Source organism: Streptomyces xanthophaeus (assembly GCF_000725805.1).
Classification (GTDB): Bacteria; Actinomycetota; Actinomycetes; order Streptomycetales; family Streptomycetaceae; genus Streptomyces; species Streptomyces xanthophaeus.
In genome coordinates, this window is the sequence record NZ_JOFT01000008.1 from 80506 (window position 1) to 96780 (window position 16275).

The window sequence follows — 16275 nt, forward strand, 5'->3', positions numbered from 1 at the left end:
CGGATGCCACCTGCTCAGGTGTCGAGCAGCCGGTTGACCAGCGAGCGGTAGGCCCGCAGCGCCTGCCGGAGGTCCTCGGTGGCCACCTGCTCGCCGCGGTCCCACTGCTTCTCCAGCCCGCTCCGGTGCTCGGAGAGGGTACCCGCGAAGGCCTGCATGACCTCCGCGACCAGGGTGTCGGCCGACCGGACCGCCTCCTGGGGGTCGTCCACGAACCGGCCCTGGATCTCGCTCCAGGTGGTCCGGTAGCGCTCCGCCTCCGCGGCGCCCAGCAGCGGTTCGTCGTCGTGGTGCTCGTCGGGCCCGGGTGTGCCGGCCGTGTCCCGTGCCACCGGTTCGGGGCCGAGACCGGTACCCGGCCCGGTCTGCCGGCCGGCCGCATCGAGGTCGGCCGCGTCACGGTCCGCCGCGCCGTAGTCGGCCGCATCACGGTCCGCCGCGTCACGGTCCGGGCCCTCCCGGCCCGGCTCGGGCACGAGGTCGGCTTCCCGGCCCGAGCCGCCGGACCGTTGGCCCGTGGCCTCGCCCGGGAAGACGGCCGCCTGCCGGTCATCGGCGGGCTGCGCCGGGTGGGCGAGGTCCTCGGTCGTCAGGGCGGGCTCGGACGCCCGCCGCGCGTTCTCGTCGTGGTTCTGCATGGTCACCGGCTCCTCTGGTCGGAGAGCAGCTCCTCGAACAGGGTGCGGTAGTGCACCATCGCCCCGCGCAGCTCCTCTGTCGTCGCCTCTCCCGCACTGCTGCGCACCTTGACCGCGTGCGCGGCCCGGTACTCCTCCAGCGTGCGGCCGTGCTCCACCGACAGGTCGCGCACCTGGTCGCGGTAGCCCTCGGTGGGATAGCCGCGCTCACCCATCAGCCGGGTGACCAGCTCGTCGGCCTCGGCGACGGAACGTTCCGGCCGGTCCACGAACTGCTGCTGCACACCTGTCCACGCATCCGCGTACTGGTGCCGGCGCTCCGGCGGCAGTTCCTTGATCTCCAGTCGGTCGTGCCGCTGCTCGCGGGCGCGCAGGTCCCGCTCGGCGGACCGCTTGTCGCCCTGTTCCTCCACGGTTCGGTCGTATTCCGGGCCGAACCGTTCCCTCAGGTGACGGCGTCGGGCCAGCGCCCACATCAGCGCCGACAGCGCGATGACGACGACCGCCGCCACGACGATGACGGCTATCAGTACGTTGTTCGACATGACTGGCCTCCGTCCGGGGGCTCTTCCCCTCTGCCTTGTCGCGGCTGCCCTGGTGGGCGGCTCGCAAACCCGTACGGTGGCGCCCGGCCCCGGATTTGGGCCCCGGGTTTGAACCGACCGCCACCGAGCAGGCGCCCTGTGAAGCGAGAACACAGGCCGAGCACAGGAGGGACGTGGCATGGCCGCGGACAAGCAGGAGAACCAGGACGTCGTCGCGCTGATCCTCAAGGACCACCGCACGATGGAGGAGCTCTTCCGCCGGATGCGCAGTGTGGAGGCGGACCGGGCGGGAGCCCTCGCGAAGTTCTCCGCTCTCCTCATCGCACACGGCGAGGCCGAGGAGACCGAGGTCTACGGCGCGCTGAAGAGGTTCAAGGACGTCGACAACGAAGAGGTCGAGCACGGCGCCGAGGAGCACGCCGAGGGCAACGAAGCGCTCCTGGCCCTGCTCGAGGTGTCCGAGGTGGGTTCCGACGCCTGGGACTCACGCCTGGAGGACCTGGTCAAGGCCGTCTCCCACCACCTCGACGAGGAGGAGCGGACCATCCTCAACGGCGCCAGGGAGAACGTGCCGGACGAGCGCAGGGCCGAACTCGGTGCGGCGTTCCTGCGCGAGCGGGAGCGTCAGCTCGCGGCCGACTGCGGCAGCATCGAGAACGTGCGCTCGATCGTTCGGGGATGACCGCCCCCGGCGGCGCCTGCGGGGCGCCGCCGTCGGCCGGCACCCTCGCCGGAGCAGCCTTGATCACCGGACGGCCGTCTGCGGACGCCCGTCCGGCGGCGTGAGGTGGTAGACGGCGAAGGCCCGGTCGATGACCGGCATCGCGACGTTGCGCACCCGCACCCCGCCCGCGGTCATGCCGTGCTCCGTACCGAGGTGTGCGTGTCCGTGGACGGCGAGGTCCGCCCCTTCCTCGTCCACCGCTTCGGCGAGCAGGTAGCTGCCGAGGAACGGGTATATCTCCGGGGGTTCACCGGCCAGGGTGTCCGGCACCGGCGAGAAGTGGGTCAGCGCGATGCGCAGGTCGCTGCCCCGGTCGGCGAGTTCGCGCAGCGCCCGTCCCAGGCCCTGAGCGCACGTGCGGGTGTACCGGATGAACGCCTTCATCTCCGGCTCCCCGAACTCGCTCGCGCTGCGTCCGGCGAATCCGCCGCAGAAGCCCTTGGTCCCCGCGATGCCGACGCGCGTGCCCCGGACGTCGAGGAGCACGGAGGTGCCTTCCAGGACGTGCACGCCGTGTGCGGTCAGCTCCCGGGCGACGGCCTCCTGCTGGTCGCTCTGGTAGTCGTGGTTGCCGAGCACCGCGACGACGGGTACGGGCAGCCCCGCCACCTCGTCCGCCACCACGCGGGCCTCCAGTGCGGTGCCGTGGCGGGTGAGGTCGCCCGCCAGCAGGAGCAGGTCCGCGCAGTCGGCGAGCGTGTCGAAGGCCGGCCGCAAGGTCCCCCGGCTGTCCGGTCCGAGGTGGATGTCCCCGACCGCGGCGACGCGGATCACGTCAGCTCCTCCGGCCGTCCCGGTGGGCGGTGCCGGTTCACCGTCAGGTCCTCCTGCCATGGGAGACCGTCCAGTTCCTCGGCGGCGATGCGCAGGACCTCCTCCCGGCAGGAGGCGCTGGCGACGCTGCCGCGCAGCACGGCGTGGTCGCCGTGGGCTTCGATCCGTACGCCCAGTTCGGCGATGTCCTCCCGGGCGAGGCGCTCGCGCAGGTGGGCGATGCGGTATTCGATGATGCCGACCGAGGTCATGGTGCCCACCCTTCTCCCGTACCGGCGTCGCTGCGGTCGATCACCCGGAGCCGGTCGAGGAGGTAGAGGAACGCGTCCGACAGCGGATCGGACCGGTGGTCGTGATCGAGCCGGTCCCAGTCGATCTGTTCGCGCAGCATGCGGGCCATCGGCAGCAGGTCGCCGAAGTCGCAGTAGTGCTCGCAGAGCGCGGCGAGCCGGCTGTCCATGAGGTCCGTGGGCGACAGGACGGGCATCCACACCGAGTCGACGGCCTTGACGTCGGCCCGCTCCAGCAGGTCGGTGCTGACGGGACGCCGGGCGAGTTCGAAGATCAGGTCGATCTCCTCTCCCCCGGCCCGTCCTTTGACCAGCCAGTCCTCGGGCGCGCGCCGCATCTCGATGCCTCCTGCCTCCAGGGCTTCGATGACCGCGTCGGCGTCCTGCGGCCGGACGCAGAAGTCGGTGTCGTGCTGGAAGCGAGCCGGCAGTCCGTGGGCGAAGGCCGCCACGCTGCCGGCGAGGGCGAACGGTCTGCCGGTCTCCTTGAGCAGGGCGGCCACCCGTTTGGTGGTCTCCAGGATGGCCTGGGTGTGATCGCGCGGCAGGCGTCCGCCGAGGGCGGGGCCGTCCATCTCCCCGGCCGGCCCGGGGCCGGCGGGCACGGCCGTGTCGGTGTTCACCGGATTCCTCACTCTCCTCGATGCTTCAGTCGGGGATGCTTCAGTCCGGGGGTTCCGGCACCGCGGGCCGCTCGGTCGGAGAGGGCTGGTCGGAGGCCGGACGGGGGTCGTGGGGCTTCGGGACGGGACGGCGGGGCCCGGGATCGCGGGGCTTCGGATCGCGAGGTGTCGGATCCGTGCTCTCCGGTGTGGGCCCGGGACCCTCGGGTTGCGGTTCGGTGGTCGAGTTCTCGCGGTTCACCTGGGAGTTCCTTCCCGTACGCGTCTTCGGCGGCCATGGGTGCGGCTCCCGCCGACCCCCTGCGCCTGCCCCCTCCCGCGCCTCTCAAGCGGAGTCGGCGGCGGACCGGGCGGAGAGCGGGGTGGCGATGTCCTCCAGGGAGCGGCGCTCGGCGCCGACGGCGTAGAACACGGCCACCACTCCGGCGGCCACCATCAGTGCGGCTCCGATGCAGAAGGCGAGCACCGCGTCGGCCACCACGCCGCTGGAGGTCAGCCCGGCGAAGATCAGCGGGCCCGAGATGCCGCCCGCCGCCGTGCCGACGGCGTAGAAGAAGGCGATCGCCATCGCGCGGGTCTCCATGGGGAAGATCTCGCTGACGGTCAGGTAGGCCGAGCTGGCTCCGGCCGAGGCGAAGAAGAGCACGACGCACCAGCAGGCCGTCATGGTCGCGGCGTCGAGCGCTCCGGCGCCGAAGAGCCAGGCCGTGGCGAAGAGCAGCAGACCGGACAGGATGTACGTGCCCGCGATCATCGGGCGCCGCCCGAGCGTGTCGAAGAAGCGTCCCAGCAGCAGCGGGCCGAGGAAGTTCCCGAAGGCGACGACGGCGAAGTAGTAGCCCGTCACCCCGCTGGAGACGTCGAAGAAGGTGACGAGGATGGAACCGAAGCCGAAGGTGATCGCGTTGTACAGGAAGGCCTGGCCGACGAAGAGGGACAGGCCCAGCACGGCGCGCCGCGGGTAGGAACGGAAGACCGTCCTCGCGATCTCGCCGAAGCCGATGCTGTGGCGCTGGACGATGGTGATGGACCGCTCCGGCGCGGGCAGCGGGTGCCCCTTCTCCGCCTCCACCTGCCGTTCCACGTCCGCCACCAGCTGTTCCGCCTCCTCGGCCCGGCCGTGGATCAGCATCCACCGCGGGCTCTCGGGCACGTGGCGCCGCACCAGCAGGATCACCAGGCCGAGCACCACCCCCAGGGCGAAGGTCAGGCGCCAGCCCACCGACGGGGGGAAGAGCGAGGTGTTCAGGGCGACGACCGACAGAAGGGCTCCGGCGACGGCGCCGATCCAGAAACTGCCGTTGATGATCAGGTCGACGCGGCCGCGGAACCGGCTGGGGATCAGTTCGTCGATCGCCGAGTTGATGGCCGCGTACTCGCCGCCGATGCCGAAGCCGGTGAGGAAGCGGAAGAGGAAGAACCACCAGGCGGAGAAGGAGAGGGCGGTCAGCGCGGTCGCCGCCAGATACACGGCGAGCGTGATCAGGAACAGCTTCTTGCGGCCGTACAGGTCGGTGAGCCGGCCGAAGACCAGCGCGCCGGAACAGGCGCCCGCCACGTAGAGGGCGGCAGCGATACCGGTGACCTGGGCGTCGGTGATCGAGAGCCCGCTGCCGTCCTCGGAAATCCGGCTGGCGATGCTGCCCACGACGGTGACTTCGAGACCGTCCAGGATCCATACGGTGCCCAGTCCGACCACGATCATCCAGTGCCAGCGGGACCAGGGGAGCCGGTCCAGCCGCGCCGGAACCTGCGTGGTGACCGTGTCCGCCTTCGGCTCGGTGCTTTCCAGCATGGAGCCGCGTCTGCCCGGGCCGCGCCGGCACAAACGGCCGCAGGGCCGGTGCGTGCAGCCGTCAGGCGGCGGTCACGGCCTCCGCGAGGCTGTCCACCACGTCGCCGAGCCGTCCGCGGCGGCGGCGGCGGGCGGCCCGTTTCCGTCCAGCCCGTACGCCGCCGCACGCCGATGTCCTTCGCGGAGCCTGGCGCATTCCGGGGCCGGGACGGGGACGTCTTCGGCCGCCTCCGTACGAGGAGCGCGAGCAGGACGACGGTGTCGATCCGGGCTGACGTCCGCGACCGGCTTCCGGGCGGTCGTCCGCGTGGTCCGGGGGCTGACGGGCGCCTACCCCTCGGACCGCCGCTCACGCCCGTGCGGCGGGGGCCGTAGCCCAGCGCGTACGGGGGGCGGGCGTGGCATGCTCAAAAGATGAAGGGCGATGCCGCGCCTGCGGGTGAGGGCGCCGCACCCGAGGTGCTGGCGCTCGCCAAGGTGGTGGCCAGGCTGCGGTCGGAGATCGCGGTGCTGGAAGACGTCGCCGCGACCACGGCGGTCGTCGAGCGGGCCAAGGGCGTACTGATGGCCCGGTCGGCCGTCTCCGCCGAGGCCGCGTACGAGATGCTCGTGACCCGGGCCGACGGCCGGGGCCGCACCCTGCTGGAGGAGTGCTGGCTCGTCCTGGGGCAGGTGGGCTCCCGCCCTCGGCCGGAGACCACTCCGGTCCGGGCATCCGCCGGTGCGACCGTCACGGAAGCGGACGCGGGGAAGGGCGCGGGGGCGGGGAGCTCCGCCTTCAGCCGTGACCGCTATCTGATCGCCCGCCCCGAAGGCGATGCCGCGCTGCGTCCGGTCCTGGCCCGGCTGGCCGACGGCCTGGCGGCCGCGCAGGGCGGTGACGACGTCGCACAGCTCCTGCGGACCGTGCTGGGCGCCGCCGCCAGCGTGGACGCTGTGATGATCTACTCCCTGACATCCGCCGGCAGTCTGGAGCTGACCGGACACGCCGGCATCGGCGAGACGGTGGCCGAACAGTGGCGCCACATCCCTCCGCTCAGCGGCGTCGCCGCTCTTGAGGCGATCGCCGGGCGCCGGGCCCTGTGGCTGGAGGACCCGGTCCAGGACGCCCGCCGCTACCTGCTGATCGGGGACCCGCCGGACCGGTGGCCGGCGCGCGCCTGGCTCCCCGTCCCCGCCGACGGCCCCGCGAGGGCGGCCATCGGCTTCCTCCGCGCGGAGCCGGGACCGTTCACAGCCCGTACCCGGGCGCTGCTGCGCCGGGCGGCCCAGCTGTGCACGGGCCCGCTGGGGTGGCCGGAGCGGAGCCGTGACGCCGACGCCGGACCCGACGCCGGGCGGGCCACCGAGGAGGCCGGGGGCGGCGCCTCCGTGACGTCCGTCCAGCGGATCCTGGACGCTCTGGCCGGTCCTGCGATCCTGCTCACCCCGCTGCGCTCGGAATCGGGCGAGGTCGAGGACTACCGCATCGACGCGGCGGCACCCGAGTCGGTGGACGTGGCCGGGCGGCGCGGCAAGGAACTCGTGGGCCGCCGGATCCTGGAGACGTACCCGACCGTGGCGGGCACCCCGCTGTGGGACGGGTACCTGGAGACGCTGACCACGGGCACCGGGTACGAGGGCGAGCCCTTCACCTACGAGGAGGTGGCCGCCGGCGTCCCGCGGCAGTCCGTCTACTCGGTCCGGGCGTCCAGGCTGGACGACCACCTGGTGGTGTCCTGGGTCCGCCACGACACCAGCGAGCGCGAGGCCCGGCGGCTGGCGGACATGCAGCGGCTGGGCAACCTCGGCTGGGCCGGCTGGAACCTGGCGACGGACACCATCGTCTGGTCCGAGCAGGTCTACGCCATCTTCGACCGCGATCCGCGCGAGGGTCCGATGACGCTGGAGGAGCTTCCGCAGCACCTCGTCCCCGACGACCTGCCGAAGCTGGCCGCGGCCGTCCACCGGCTCCTGCACGCGGGTGAGGCCGTCGACCAGCCGTTCCGGATCACCACCGCGGACGGGGTGCGGCACCTGCGGATCGTCGCCGAGGCCCAGACGGACTCCGACGGCACCCCGGTCGAGGTGCACGGGTTCTTCCAGGACCTCAGCGCGCAGCGCGACGCGGAGCTCGCCCTGGGCGTGAGCGAGCGCGCCGTCCTCCTCCAGCGGGGCATGCTCCAGGCCGAGCACGCGATCGCCGCCCGACTCCAGGAGACCCTGCTCCCGATCCCCGAGCAGTCCCTGGAACTGGCCGGCCTGTGCATCGACGTCGCGTACGTCCCCGCCGACAGCGGGGTCAATGTCGGCGGGGACTGGTACAGCGCCATCGAACTCCCCGACGGAAGCGCCCTGTTCGTCGTCGGAGACGTGGCCGGGCACGGCCTCGGGGCTGTCGGCACCATGGCCCAGCTCCGGTTCACCACGAAGGGCATGACGGTGACCGGCTCGGCGCTGCCCGACGTCCTGCGACGGCTCAACACCCTCCTGCTGCACACCGCTTCGGACCCCACCGCCGGCGCCACCGCCACCATGGTGATGGCCCGCTACCGGCCCTGGGACCGGCGCCTGACCTGGGTACGGGCAGGGCACCTGCCCCCCTTGCTGATCCGCGGCGACCGGGCGGAGTTCCTGGAGCAGCCGCAGGGCAGCCTCCTCGGTGCCACCTTCGACAGTTCCTACGCACAGGCGGTCGTGGACCTGATGCCCGGCGACCACCTGCTGCTCTACACCGACGGACTCGTGGAGGAACCGGGCGAGGACATCGGCATCGGGCTGGAACGGCTCTCCGTGACCGCCCTGCGCCTCCTCCGGGAGGGCGAGACCGAAACCCTCGCCAGGACGCTGGCCGCCCTGTGCCCGGGCAACCGTGACGACATCTGCGTCCTGGACATCCACGTCCCGGACGAGGACCCCTGATGCCCGTGATGCCCCTGCCCACGGTTCGGCGGCACGGAGCGGGGTAGGCGCAACAGGCCCCGAAAACCCTGGAGGAGACGGGGCGGACGGCCCCTCGCGGCTCCCCTGCGATGCGCAGGCCCCGCCGGCGGCGTCCCGGCACGGGGAGCGGAGGAGCGCTCATGGACGAGGGCCGGTCACCGCAGCTGACCCGGCGCCTCGTGCTGCACCGCCCCGCGGACGCGGTCACCCGCTGCCGTGACTTCACCCGCCGGGCCCTCACCGAATGGCACTGGCCGCCCGGTCCCGCGGAACGCGGCACCCCGGGGGCGGAGGCAGCCGAGGACGTCCTGCTCATGGTCTCCGAGGTCGTGGCCAACGCCTGCCTGCACACCAGCGGGCCGACCTCCCTCGTACTGCGCTGCACGGACGGGCGGCTCCGCATCGAGGTGACGGACGGGAGCCCCGTCGCACCGGTCAGGCACCGGCCCGACCCCGCGCGGCCCGGAGGGCACGGGCTGCTCATCGTGGAGCGGCTGGGCCGGGACTGGGGCTGGGTCGCGGTGGACGGAGGCAAGTGCGTGTGGGTGGAGATCGACTCCCCCTGAACGCTGAACGTCAGCACGCCTCCAGGGGACCTGCGCTCACGCCCCCATGACGCGGTCGGCGACGCTCTCGGTGACACGGTCGAGGCGCTGCCCGACCGTCCGGTCCGGGGCGAGCGGGGCGGTGTCCATGCCCGCGCCGCAACGCAGGCCGTCGAGGAACTCCCCCACGGCCTCCTCGGAGGTGCAGAGGGGCTCCCAGGAGAGTTCCTCGCGCGCCGCCTGCGGGTGCGTCCTGGCCGGGTGCCGGCCGGGGATCCGGCGGGTCGGCCCCGGCACGGAGTCGACGACCACGACGCGGCTCCCCCGGTCCGGTTCGGGCGGGTGGGGCGTCATCGCGGGGCTCCTCAGTGTCCGAGCTTGCGCTTCAGTTCGGCCTTGTCCATGGAGGAGCGGCCGTGCAGGTTGCGCCGCTTGGCCTCTTCGTAGAGCTGGTCGTACGTCGGCCCCTGCGCCCCGCTGTGGGAGTGCTGTCCGCCGCGTTTGCCGGAGGACATGTCCTGGAGCGAGAGCTTGCTGGCCGTCTTCGACTCCCCGGCCCGGGCCCGTTCCTTGTTCACGGTCCGCGCCGCGATCTCCTTGGCGCGTTCGGTGCTCTCACCGCGCTCCTCGGCGCTCTCCTTGATGTGCTCGTACTGCCGTTCCCGCTTGGGGCTGGATCCGCGGGGCATGATCATTCACTCCTTCGGCAGGCTGTCGGTCGCAACACACGCCCCGCGCCTACCCGCGGGTCTGCGGCCCATACCTCACGGTCCGCACCGCACGCCGCGGGACCGGCCGCGGCGCCCCGGCATCCTCACAGCGTGCGCAGGGCGGGGAGCAGCGTGGCCTCGGACCACTCCAGGAAGGGCTGCTGCCGGTCCCCGCCGATCTGGACGAGCGCCACCTCGGTGAATCCCGCCTCCGCGTACGGGCGTACCGCGTCGACGAACGCCTCCACGTCGTCGCCGCAGGGAACGGCTGCGGCCACGTCCTCGGGCCGGACGTACTGGGCGGCCTGGTCGAAGCCCGTCGGTCCGGGGAGTTCGGCGTTGACCTTCCAGCCGCCGAGCGACCAGCGGAACTGGTCGTGCGCGCGGGCCACCGCCGCCTCGCGGTCGCGGTCGTAGCAGACGGGCAGCTGGCCGATGCGCGGCTTCCCCGCTCCCCCGTTCTCGTCGAACTGCCGCAGGAGCTCCGGCTTGGGCTCCGTGGCGATCACGAGGTCGCCGTGGCGTCCCGCGAGTGCGCAGGAGCGGGGCCCGGAGACCGCGATGCCGAGCGGGGGCGGCTGGTCGGGGAGGTCCCAGAGCCTGGCGTTCTCGACGTCGAAGTGGGCGCCGTGGTGGTTCACGTACGCGCCGGTGAACATCCGCCTGATGATGTCGACGGCTTCCTCCAGCATGTCGAGGCGTACGTGCGCGGCGGGCCAGCCGCCGCCGACGATGTGCTCGTTCAGGTTCTCGCCCGAGCCCAGCCCCAGTCGGAACCTGCCCTCGGACAGGATCTGCACCGTCGCCGCCTTCTGCGCGACGACCGCGGGGTGGTAGCGGAACGTCGGGCAGGTCACGTACGTCATGAGGGGGATCCGGGAGGTGGCCTGTGCGGCCGCCCCCAGCACGCTCCACGCGTAGGGCGAGTGCCCCTGCGATTCGAGCCAGGGGAAGGCGTGGTCGGAGATGACGGAGAAGTCGAACCCCGCCTGCTCCGCTGCCACGACGTGGGAGACCAGCTCACGCGGGCCGGCCTGCTCGGTCATCATTGTGTATCCGATGCGCACCATACGGGGCGCCTTGCCGCCTTCGCGTCCTCGAAACCTTTCGCGAAAACCTTCCGCCGGTTTCCGGCCCGGAATGCACGCATGGCTCTTTTCCGTGTGCCCTCCTGTTCCCCTTTTCACCGCACAGACCGACAGGTGGGCCGTCCCCGTGACGGGGACGGCCCACCTGTCAATACCTTGAACTGCTGGAACGCCTGCGGTCGACGACTACCAGCGGTACCAGCGGCCACCGCCACTGGCGCTCTTCGGACGGGCGATGAAACCGATGAGCCAGATCACCAGGACGGCGATCGCGACCCACCAGAGAATCTCCAGAGCGAATCCCGCACCGAAAAGGATCAGGACCAGCAGAAGAACGAGAAGCAGGGGAACCATAGTTATCAACCTCCGAAGAGGCGTATGCCCCGGCATTCCTTGCTCACACGCCCGGATTTCCTCCGGGTCCGCCGAGCGCGGTCAGAATGCGGTCGGGAGTCAGCGGCAGCTCGCGCAGCCGCCGGCCCGCGGCGTGGCAGACGGCGTTGCCGATCGCGGCCGCGGTGCCGACGATGCCGATCTCGCCGATGCCCTTGCTGCCCATCGGGTTGAGGTGCTTGTCGTGCTCCTCGATCCAGTGCGCCTCGATGTCGGGCACGTCCGCGTGCACCGGTACGTGATAGGCGGCGAGGTCGCTCTCGACGAAGCCTCCGTGGACCGGGTCGAGGGTGCTCTGTTCGGTGAGGGCCATGCCGATGCCCATGACCATGGCGCCCACCAACTGGGAGCGGGCGGTGACGGGGTTGAGGATGCGGCCCGCGGCGAAGACGCCGAGCAGCCTCCTCACCCGCGCCTCCCCCGTCACCGTGTCCACCTGGACCTCGGCGAAGTGCGCGCCGAACGCGTGGCGGGCGTACGGGGACTTCTGCCCGGCCGACTGGGCGGTGTCGGCCGATGCGGAGAGTCCGGCGTCGGGGAGCGGGCCGTGATGGCGTGCCGTGCGGGCCACCAGGGCGGTGCAGGCATCGTGGACCGCCCAGCCCCAGGAGGCGGTGCCGCAGGAGCCGCCCGCGAGGGACGCCCTGGGGAGGCCCGTGTGGCCGATGTGCACGGTGACGGACCCCAGCGGGACGCCGAGGGCGTCGGCAGCCACCTGGGCGAGTACGGTCCGGGCGCCCGTGCCGATGTCGGTGGCGTTGACCTCGACGAGGAAGCTGCCGTCCGGCCGGGCGTGGGCGCGCGCGGTGGACGGGGCCACGAGGACCGGATAGGTGGCGGCGGCCACCCCACGGCCCACGAGGAGCGCCCCGTCCCGGCGCGGGGCGCTCGGGTACGTCCAGCCGAAGCGTGCGGCGCCCTCCTGGAGGCAGTCGACGAGGTGTCTGCTGCTGAAGGGGCGGCCGCTGTCGGGTTCGCTCGGGGGCTCGTTGCGGACGCGCAGGCCGACGGGGTCCGTGCCGAGCGCCTCGGCCAGTTCGTCCATGGCCGATTCCAGGGCGTACATGCCGGGGGCCTCTCCAGGAGCCCGCATCCAGGAGGGCGTGGGCACGTCCAGGGCGACGGCGCGGTGGGTGGTGAGGCTGTCCGGTGCGGCGTACATGACGCGGCCGGGCACCGCGGCCTGCTCGACGAACTCCCGTACGCGGGAGGTGTGGGTGGTGACCTCGTGCGCGAGTGCGGTGAGGGTGCCGTCGGCGCGGGCGCCGAGGCGGATGCGGTGCAGGGTCGGCGCCCGGTGCCCGACCACTGCGGGCAGGTGGCTGCGGGGCAGGGCGAGGGTGACGGTGCGTCCCGTGCGGCGGGCCGCCATGACGGCGAGGACGACGTGCGGGCGGGGCGTTCCCTTGCAGCCGAAGCCGCCGCCGACGTGTTCGGACACGACGGTGACGTGGTCCTCGGGCAGGCCGAAGAGGGTGGCGAGGGCCGACCGGACCGGTCCCGACCCCTGGCTGGAGTCGTACACGGTGAGGTGTTCGCGTCCGGCGTCCCAGGCGGCCGTGGCCGCGTGCGGCTCCATGGGGTGGTTGTGCAGCGGTGGCACCGCGTAGGAGCAGTCGACCCGGACGGGCGCGGCGGCGAGGGCCGCTTCCGGGTCGCCGTGCTGCCGGTGGGCAGGGTGTCCGCCGTTGGCCGTCTCCGGGGTGTAGGCGCCGGGATGGCCGGGCCGCAGGGTGACGTCGCCGGCCTCGGCCTCGTAGCTGATCCGGAGGGCGGCGGCGCCTTCCCGGGCCGCTTCGGGGCTTTCGGCGACGACGAGTGCCACGTACCAGCCGCGGTGCGGGACGGCGGAGTCCTGGAGCACCTGGAGCGTGGGGTCGTCGGAGGGGCCGAGCCGGGGCGCGTCGTACGGGGTGAGGACGTCGAGGACCCCGGGGAGCGCGCGGGCGGCGCCGGTGTCGATCGCGGTGACGCGGCCGCGGAGCACCGTCGCGGGGACGGGCCAGGCGTGGGCGCCGCCGCGGGGGGCGTGGTCCGCGGCGTACGGGGCGGTGCCGGTGACCTTCTGCGGGCCCTCCGTCCGGGAGGCCGGGGTACCGAGTGCGGCAGGGCGCATGGCTGCTCCTCGTGGGGTCGGCGCGGTCCGCTACGGCGTGCCGGGAGTCGTGGCCGCCCGGCGGGCGAGGGTGGTGAGGGTGTCGCAGGCGAGGTTGTGGGCGAGGGTCACCTTGTGGGCGTTGTCCCGCAGGGGCCGGGCTCCGGCCAGTTCCTCCCGGACGGCCTCCTCCACGCGGGCGGCCGTGGGTTCGGCTCCGGTCAGCCGGGCCTCGGCGGTGGCGGCCCGCCAGGGCCGGTGGGCCAGGCCGCCGAAGGCGAGCCGGACCCGGCGGACGCGGCCGCCGTCGAGTTCCAGGACGGCGGCGACGGAGGCCAGCGCGAAGGCGTACGAAGCACGGTCGCGGGCCTTGCGGTACAGGGAGACGGTGCCGGGCGCGGCGGCAGGCAGGACGACGGCGGTGACGATCTCGCCGTCGAGGAGGACGCTGTCCTGCTCGGGACGGTCGCCGGGCAGCCGGTGGAAGGCGGCCGCGGGCACCGTACGGGCCCCTTGGGTCCCGTACAGCTCGATGTCGGCGTCGAGTGCCGCGAGGGCGACCGCCATGTCGGAGGGGTGGACGGCGATGCAGTGGTCCGAGTGGCCCAGGACGGCGTGATCGCGGTGGACCCCGTCCAGGGCGGCGCATCCGCTGCCGGGGCGGCGTTTGTTGCACGGCTTGGAGACGTCCTGGAAGTACGGGCACCGGGTGCGCTGGAGCAGGTTGCCGCCCGTCGTCGCCACGTTGCGCAGCTGGCCCGAGGCGCCGGCCAGCAGGGCCTGGGCGAGGACCGGGTGGCGGGCGCGTACGAGGGGGTGGGCGGCCACGTCGCTGTTGCGTGCCATGGAGCCGATGCGCAGGCCTCCATCGGGCAGTTCCGCCACCTGGCCCAACGGGAGCCGGGAGATGTCGATCAGTGCGGTCGGTGTCTCGACGCCCAGTTTCATCAGGTCGACGAGGTTGGTTCCGCCGCCGAGGTAGCGCGCGCCGGGCAGTCGGGCGTGGGCGGCGGCGGCTTCCTCGACGCTGTCCGCGCGCAGGTAGGCGAAGGGCTTCACCCGGTCATCTCCGTCCCCGTCAGGGCGGCCACGCCCGCCACATCGGCCACGTCCGCCACGGCGTCGACGATGCGGGGGTAGGCCCCGCAGCGGCAGAGGTTCCCGCTCAGGCGTTCGCGGATCTCCTCGGCCGTGAGCGGGACGGGGCCGGGCCGGGCCAGGTCGGCGGGGCTCGTCACGTGGGAAGGATGGCCCGTGGCGGCCTCACCGATCGCTCCGATGGCGGAGCAGAGCTGGCCGGGCGTGCAGAACCCGCACTGGTAGGCGTCCCGGTCGAGGAAGGCCCGCTGGAGGGGGTGCAGGTCTCCCCCGGGGTGTGCGAGCCCTTCCACCGTGGTGACGGCCGCGCCGTCCTGGGCGACCGCCAGGAGCAGGCAGCTGTTGACCCGCCGCCCGTCGAGCAGGACCGTGCAGGCGCCGCACTGGCCGTGGTCGCAGCCCTTCTTCGGGCCGGTCAGGTCAGGTGGCCGCGCAGGGCGTCCAGCAGGGTGACGCGGTTGTCCAGGTGCAGGACGTGCTCGGTGCCGTTGACGCGCAGGGTGGTGCGGGTGGCCGGGGTGGTGGCGGTTCCCCCGTCCGCCGCACGGGGGCCGGAGGCTGCTGCGTCGTCCTCCGCCGGGCGGTCAGTGCCTCGCGTCACCACGGTCTCCGTCCCTGCGCTGCGTACGTGTGCGGCGTCCCTTCCACAGCCTGGTCCATCGGGCGCGCTCCGGCATCCGCAGGCCGCGGGGCGCCGCACGCGGCCGCGCTGGCGGGGAGCGGGCCGGACCGGGCGCCCCGGACCTGTTCCTGCGGCGGCGGCGACGGGCCGGGGCACGCCTGTGGCACCGGGCCGGAAGACCACGATCCGTGGGCCTGCCTGTGTGCCACGCTGCCGGCCATCCCGGTGTCCGCGGCGCTGCTCGAACCCGTGCGGGACGACTCCGGCCGGACCGTGGACTTCACCGTCCGGGCCGGCAACCACGTCCGCTCGGCCGCCTGGCGGGAGTCCCCGGACCGCCACGTCGGCAGACGGCTGCGGGAGGTCCAGCCCGGCGCTGCGGTCGGCGGCCTGATCGACGCGCTGGCCGGGGTGCTCCGTTCGGGCCGCGCCCTGAAGGCCCGTGCGGTGGACTGCACCGAGCGCCGCGGGGACGGGCTGCACCGCACTCAGCTGCTCTACGACGCCGCCTCCTGCGGGGACCGCGTGCTGGCGACCTGGCGTCCCGTCCACAACCCTGCGGAACGGCTGTCCCTCGACGCCCAGTACATCGCCTCCATGGGCTGGGGCACCTGGGACCTGTTGTCGGGGCCGCCACGTGGTCCGAAGGACTGGCCTCGATCTTCCACACCGATGCGGCGCACCCGCTGTCGCTGCCGGACCTCTGCGACGCGGTCCTGCCGGAGGACGTGCCCCAGTTCGCGAAGCTGTTGACGCACCTGCTCGACGGGGAGGAGCCGCCGGGGGCCGAGGTCCGTTTCGGTGTGCCGGGCGATGTCCGGACCTTGCACCTCGTGGGCCGTCCCGTCGTCGCGACGGACGGGCTCGTGTGGTCGGTGCACCTCATCGCGCGCGACCTCACGGCGCAGGTCCGCAGCAGGCAACGGCTCGCAGCGACCCGCCGCCAGTCGGAACGGCTGCGGGAGGAGGCGGCGGCCGAGCGGCGGGTGGCCTCGCTGCTGTGGGAGGCGCCGCTGCCCACCCGTCCGGCGGAACTCGCGGGGATCGGCCTGTCCGTGGCTGCCGCCTACGTGCCCGCCGAGTCGGAGGCGGCCGTCGGCGGCGACTGGCACAAATGCCGCCTGCTGCCCGACGGGCGGGGTCTGCTCGCCATCGGCGACGCCTGCGGGCACGGGCTGGGCGCGGTCGCCCTGCGGCCGTGCGATCTCCTGCTGCTGTACGCCGACGGCATGGCCGAACGGCGCGGGGAGGACATCACCTCGGGCATCGCGAACCTGTGCACGGTGCTGAAGGAGTGCACCGGGCTCACGGCCCGGGAGGCCCTCGACCGCATCATGGCGGCGTACACGCCAGAGACCCACGAGGACGACACCTGCCTGCTGGCCGTCCGCCTCGACTGAGCCCCGTACCGGC

At 73.2% G+C, this 16275-nt stretch carries 17 protein-coding genes and 1 pseudogene; 5 read left to right on the forward strand and 13 right to left on the reverse strand.

All coding sequences use genetic code 11. From position 1 onward, the window contains the following. Positions 1-14: 14 nt before the first annotated feature. Both IO30_RS42750 and IO30_RS0100370 read right to left on the reverse strand, forming a co-directional pair. Positions 15-638: a hypothetical protein gene (locus IO30_RS42750; protein ID WP_051858783.1), complete on the reverse strand. Its 624-nt coding sequence runs from the start codon at positions 636-638 to the stop codon at positions 15-17. Between the two features lie 2 nt (positions 639-640). Further along, a complete protein-coding gene (locus IO30_RS0100370) occupies positions 641-1183 on the reverse strand; it encodes a hypothetical protein (RefSeq protein ID WP_031137974.1) in 543 nt (180 codons plus the stop codon). A 178-nt stretch (positions 1184-1361) separates the two neighbouring features. Between IO30_RS0100370 and IO30_RS0100375 the strand changes: the two genes are divergently transcribed. After that, positions 1362-1865, forward strand: a complete 504-nt coding sequence (locus IO30_RS0100375; protein WP_031137975.1) for a hemerythrin domain-containing protein — start codon at positions 1362-1364, stop codon at positions 1863-1865. A 63-nt stretch (positions 1866-1928) separates the two neighbouring features. On the opposite strand, the gene IO30_RS0100380 is transcribed toward IO30_RS0100375, so the two are convergent. The 4 genes from IO30_RS0100380 to IO30_RS0100395 all read right to left on the reverse strand — a co-directional run bounded on the left by IO30_RS0100380 (position 1929) and on the right by IO30_RS0100395 (position 5389). Continuing rightward, on the reverse strand, positions 1929-2681 hold the full coding sequence (locus IO30_RS0100380) for a metallophosphoesterase family protein (protein ID WP_031137977.1): 753 nt from the start codon (positions 2679-2681) through the stop codon (positions 1929-1931). Then, entirely contained in the window at positions 2678-2932 is a 255-nt protein-coding gene (locus IO30_RS0100385; protein ID WP_031137979.1) for a BON domain-containing protein, read from the reverse strand. Before IO30_RS0100385 ends, IO30_RS0100380 begins: the two co-directional genes overlap by 4 nt. Beyond that, positions 2929-3594, reverse strand: a complete 666-nt coding sequence (locus IO30_RS0100390) for a nucleotidyltransferase family protein (RefSeq protein WP_308443072.1) — start codon at positions 3592-3594, stop codon at positions 2929-2931. Before IO30_RS0100390 ends, IO30_RS0100385 begins: the two co-directional genes overlap by 4 nt. A gap of 325 nt (positions 3595-3919) precedes the next feature. Beyond that, complete coding sequence (locus IO30_RS0100395; protein WP_031137983.1) at positions 3920-5389, reverse strand: MFS transporter; 1470 nt, start codon at positions 5387-5389, stop codon at positions 3920-3922. Positions 5390-5803: 414 nt separating this feature from the next. On the opposite strand from IO30_RS0100395, the gene IO30_RS0100400 reads away from it, so the two are divergent. Both IO30_RS0100400 and IO30_RS0100405 read left to right on the forward strand, forming a co-directional pair. Then, positions 5804-8290 carry a SpoIIE family protein phosphatase gene (locus IO30_RS0100400; protein WP_031137985.1) on the forward strand — a complete coding sequence of 829 codons (2487 nt, stop codon included), beginning with the start codon at positions 5804-5806 and terminating at the stop codon, positions 8288-8290. Positions 8291-8451: 161 nt separating this feature from the next. Beyond that, positions 8452-8877, forward strand: a complete 426-nt coding sequence (locus IO30_RS0100405) for an ATP-binding protein (RefSeq protein ID WP_031137987.1) — start codon at positions 8452-8454, stop codon at positions 8875-8877. A gap of 36 nt (positions 8878-8913) precedes the next feature. On the opposite strand, the gene IO30_RS47815 is transcribed toward IO30_RS0100405, so the two are convergent. From IO30_RS47815 to IO30_RS39940, 7 genes and pseudogenes are all read right to left on the reverse strand, one after another. Continuing rightward, positions 8914-9210, reverse strand: a complete 297-nt coding sequence (locus IO30_RS47815; RefSeq protein WP_031137988.1) for a hypothetical protein — start codon at positions 9208-9210, stop codon at positions 8914-8916. Between the two features lie 11 nt (positions 9211-9221). Continuing rightward, on the reverse strand, positions 9222-9545 hold the full coding sequence (locus IO30_RS0100415; RefSeq protein WP_031137990.1) for a hypothetical protein: 324 nt from the start codon (positions 9543-9545) through the stop codon (positions 9222-9224). A gap of 125 nt (positions 9546-9670) precedes the next feature. Continuing rightward, positions 9671-10636, reverse strand: coding sequence for an LLM class F420-dependent oxidoreductase (locus tag IO30_RS0100420; protein WP_031137992.1), 966 nt, complete (start codon positions 10634-10636; stop codon positions 9671-9673). A 204-nt stretch (positions 10637-10840) separates the two neighbouring features. After that, the gene (locus IO30_RS0100425) at positions 10841-11044 is read right to left on the reverse strand and encodes a hydrophobic protein (RefSeq protein ID WP_078903630.1); all 204 of its coding nucleotides are present in this window, start codon (positions 11042-11044) and stop codon (positions 10841-10843) included. A gap of 7 nt (positions 11045-11051) precedes the next feature. Next, positions 11052-13163, reverse strand: a complete 2112-nt coding sequence (locus IO30_RS0100430; RefSeq protein ID WP_031137994.1) for a xanthine dehydrogenase family protein molybdopterin-binding subunit — start codon at positions 13161-13163, stop codon at positions 11052-11054. Between the two features lie 30 nt (positions 13164-13193). Then, positions 13194-14201: an FAD binding domain-containing protein gene (locus tag IO30_RS0100435; protein ID WP_031137996.1), complete on the reverse strand. Its 1008-nt coding sequence runs from the start codon at positions 14199-14201 to the stop codon at positions 13194-13196. Next, positions 14198-14739: pseudogene (locus IO30_RS39940) on the reverse strand (2Fe-2S iron-sulfur cluster-binding protein). Before IO30_RS39940 ends, IO30_RS0100435 begins: the two are co-directional and overlap by 4 nt. Positions 14740-15087: 348 nt before the next feature. On the opposite strand from IO30_RS39940, the gene IO30_RS46590 reads away from it, so the two are divergent. Then, positions 15088-15615 (forward strand): hypothetical protein, encoded by a 528-nt coding sequence (locus IO30_RS46590; RefSeq protein ID WP_051901748.1) that lies wholly within the window; start codon positions 15088-15090, stop codon positions 15613-15615. After that, positions 15591-16262: a SpoIIE family protein phosphatase gene (locus tag IO30_RS46595; protein WP_051901749.1), complete on the forward strand. Its 672-nt coding sequence runs from the start codon at positions 15591-15593 to the stop codon at positions 16260-16262. The genes IO30_RS46590 and IO30_RS46595 overlap by 25 nt, the downstream gene beginning before the upstream one ends. The last annotated feature ends 13 nt before the right edge of the window (positions 16263-16275 follow it).

Excerpts from the sequence above, each read along its gene's own strand:
- IO30_RS0100385 (WP_031137979.1), bottom strand. The coding sequence starts at position 2,932 with ATGACCTCGGTCGGCATCATCGAATACCGCATCGCCCACCTGCGCGAG.
- IO30_RS0100400 (WP_031137985.1), top strand. The coding sequence starts at position 5,804 with ATGAAGGGCGATGCCGCGCCTGCGGGTGAGGGCGCCGCACCCGAGGTG.
- IO30_RS0100415 (WP_031137990.1), bottom strand. The coding sequence starts at position 9,545 with ATGCCCCGCGGATCCAGCCCCAAGCGGGAACGGCAGTACGAGCACATC.
- IO30_RS0100375 (WP_031137975.1), top strand. The coding sequence starts at position 1,362 with ATGGCCGCGGACAAGCAGGAGAACCAGGACGTCGTCGCGCTGATCCTC.
- IO30_RS0100405 (WP_031137987.1), top strand. The coding sequence starts at position 8,452 with ATGGACGAGGGCCGGTCACCGCAGCTGACCCGGCGCCTCGTGCTGCAC.
- IO30_RS0100425 (WP_078903630.1), bottom strand. The coding sequence starts at position 11,044 with ATGCCGGGGCATACGCCTCTTCGGAGGTTGATAACTATGGTTCCCCTG.
- IO30_RS42750 (WP_051858783.1), bottom strand. The coding sequence starts at position 638 with ATGCAGAACCACGACGAGAACGCGCGGCGGGCGTCCGAGCCCGCCCTG.
- IO30_RS0100370 (WP_031137974.1), bottom strand. The coding sequence starts at position 1,183 with ATGTCGAACAACGTACTGATAGCCGTCATCGTCGTGGCGGCGGTCGTC.
- IO30_RS0100395 (WP_031137983.1), bottom strand. The coding sequence starts at position 5,389 with ATGCTGGAAAGCACCGAGCCGAAGGCGGACACGGTCACCACGCAGGTT.
- IO30_RS47815 (WP_031137988.1), bottom strand. The coding sequence starts at position 9,210 with ATGACGCCCCACCCGCCCGAACCGGACCGGGGGAGCCGCGTCGTGGTC.
- IO30_RS0100420 (WP_031137992.1), bottom strand. The coding sequence starts at position 10,636 with ATGGTGCGCATCGGATACACAATGATGACCGAGCAGGCCGGCCCGCGT.
- IO30_RS0100430 (WP_031137994.1), bottom strand. The coding sequence starts at position 13,163 with ATGCGCCCTGCCGCACTCGGTACCCCGGCCTCCCGGACGGAGGGCCCG.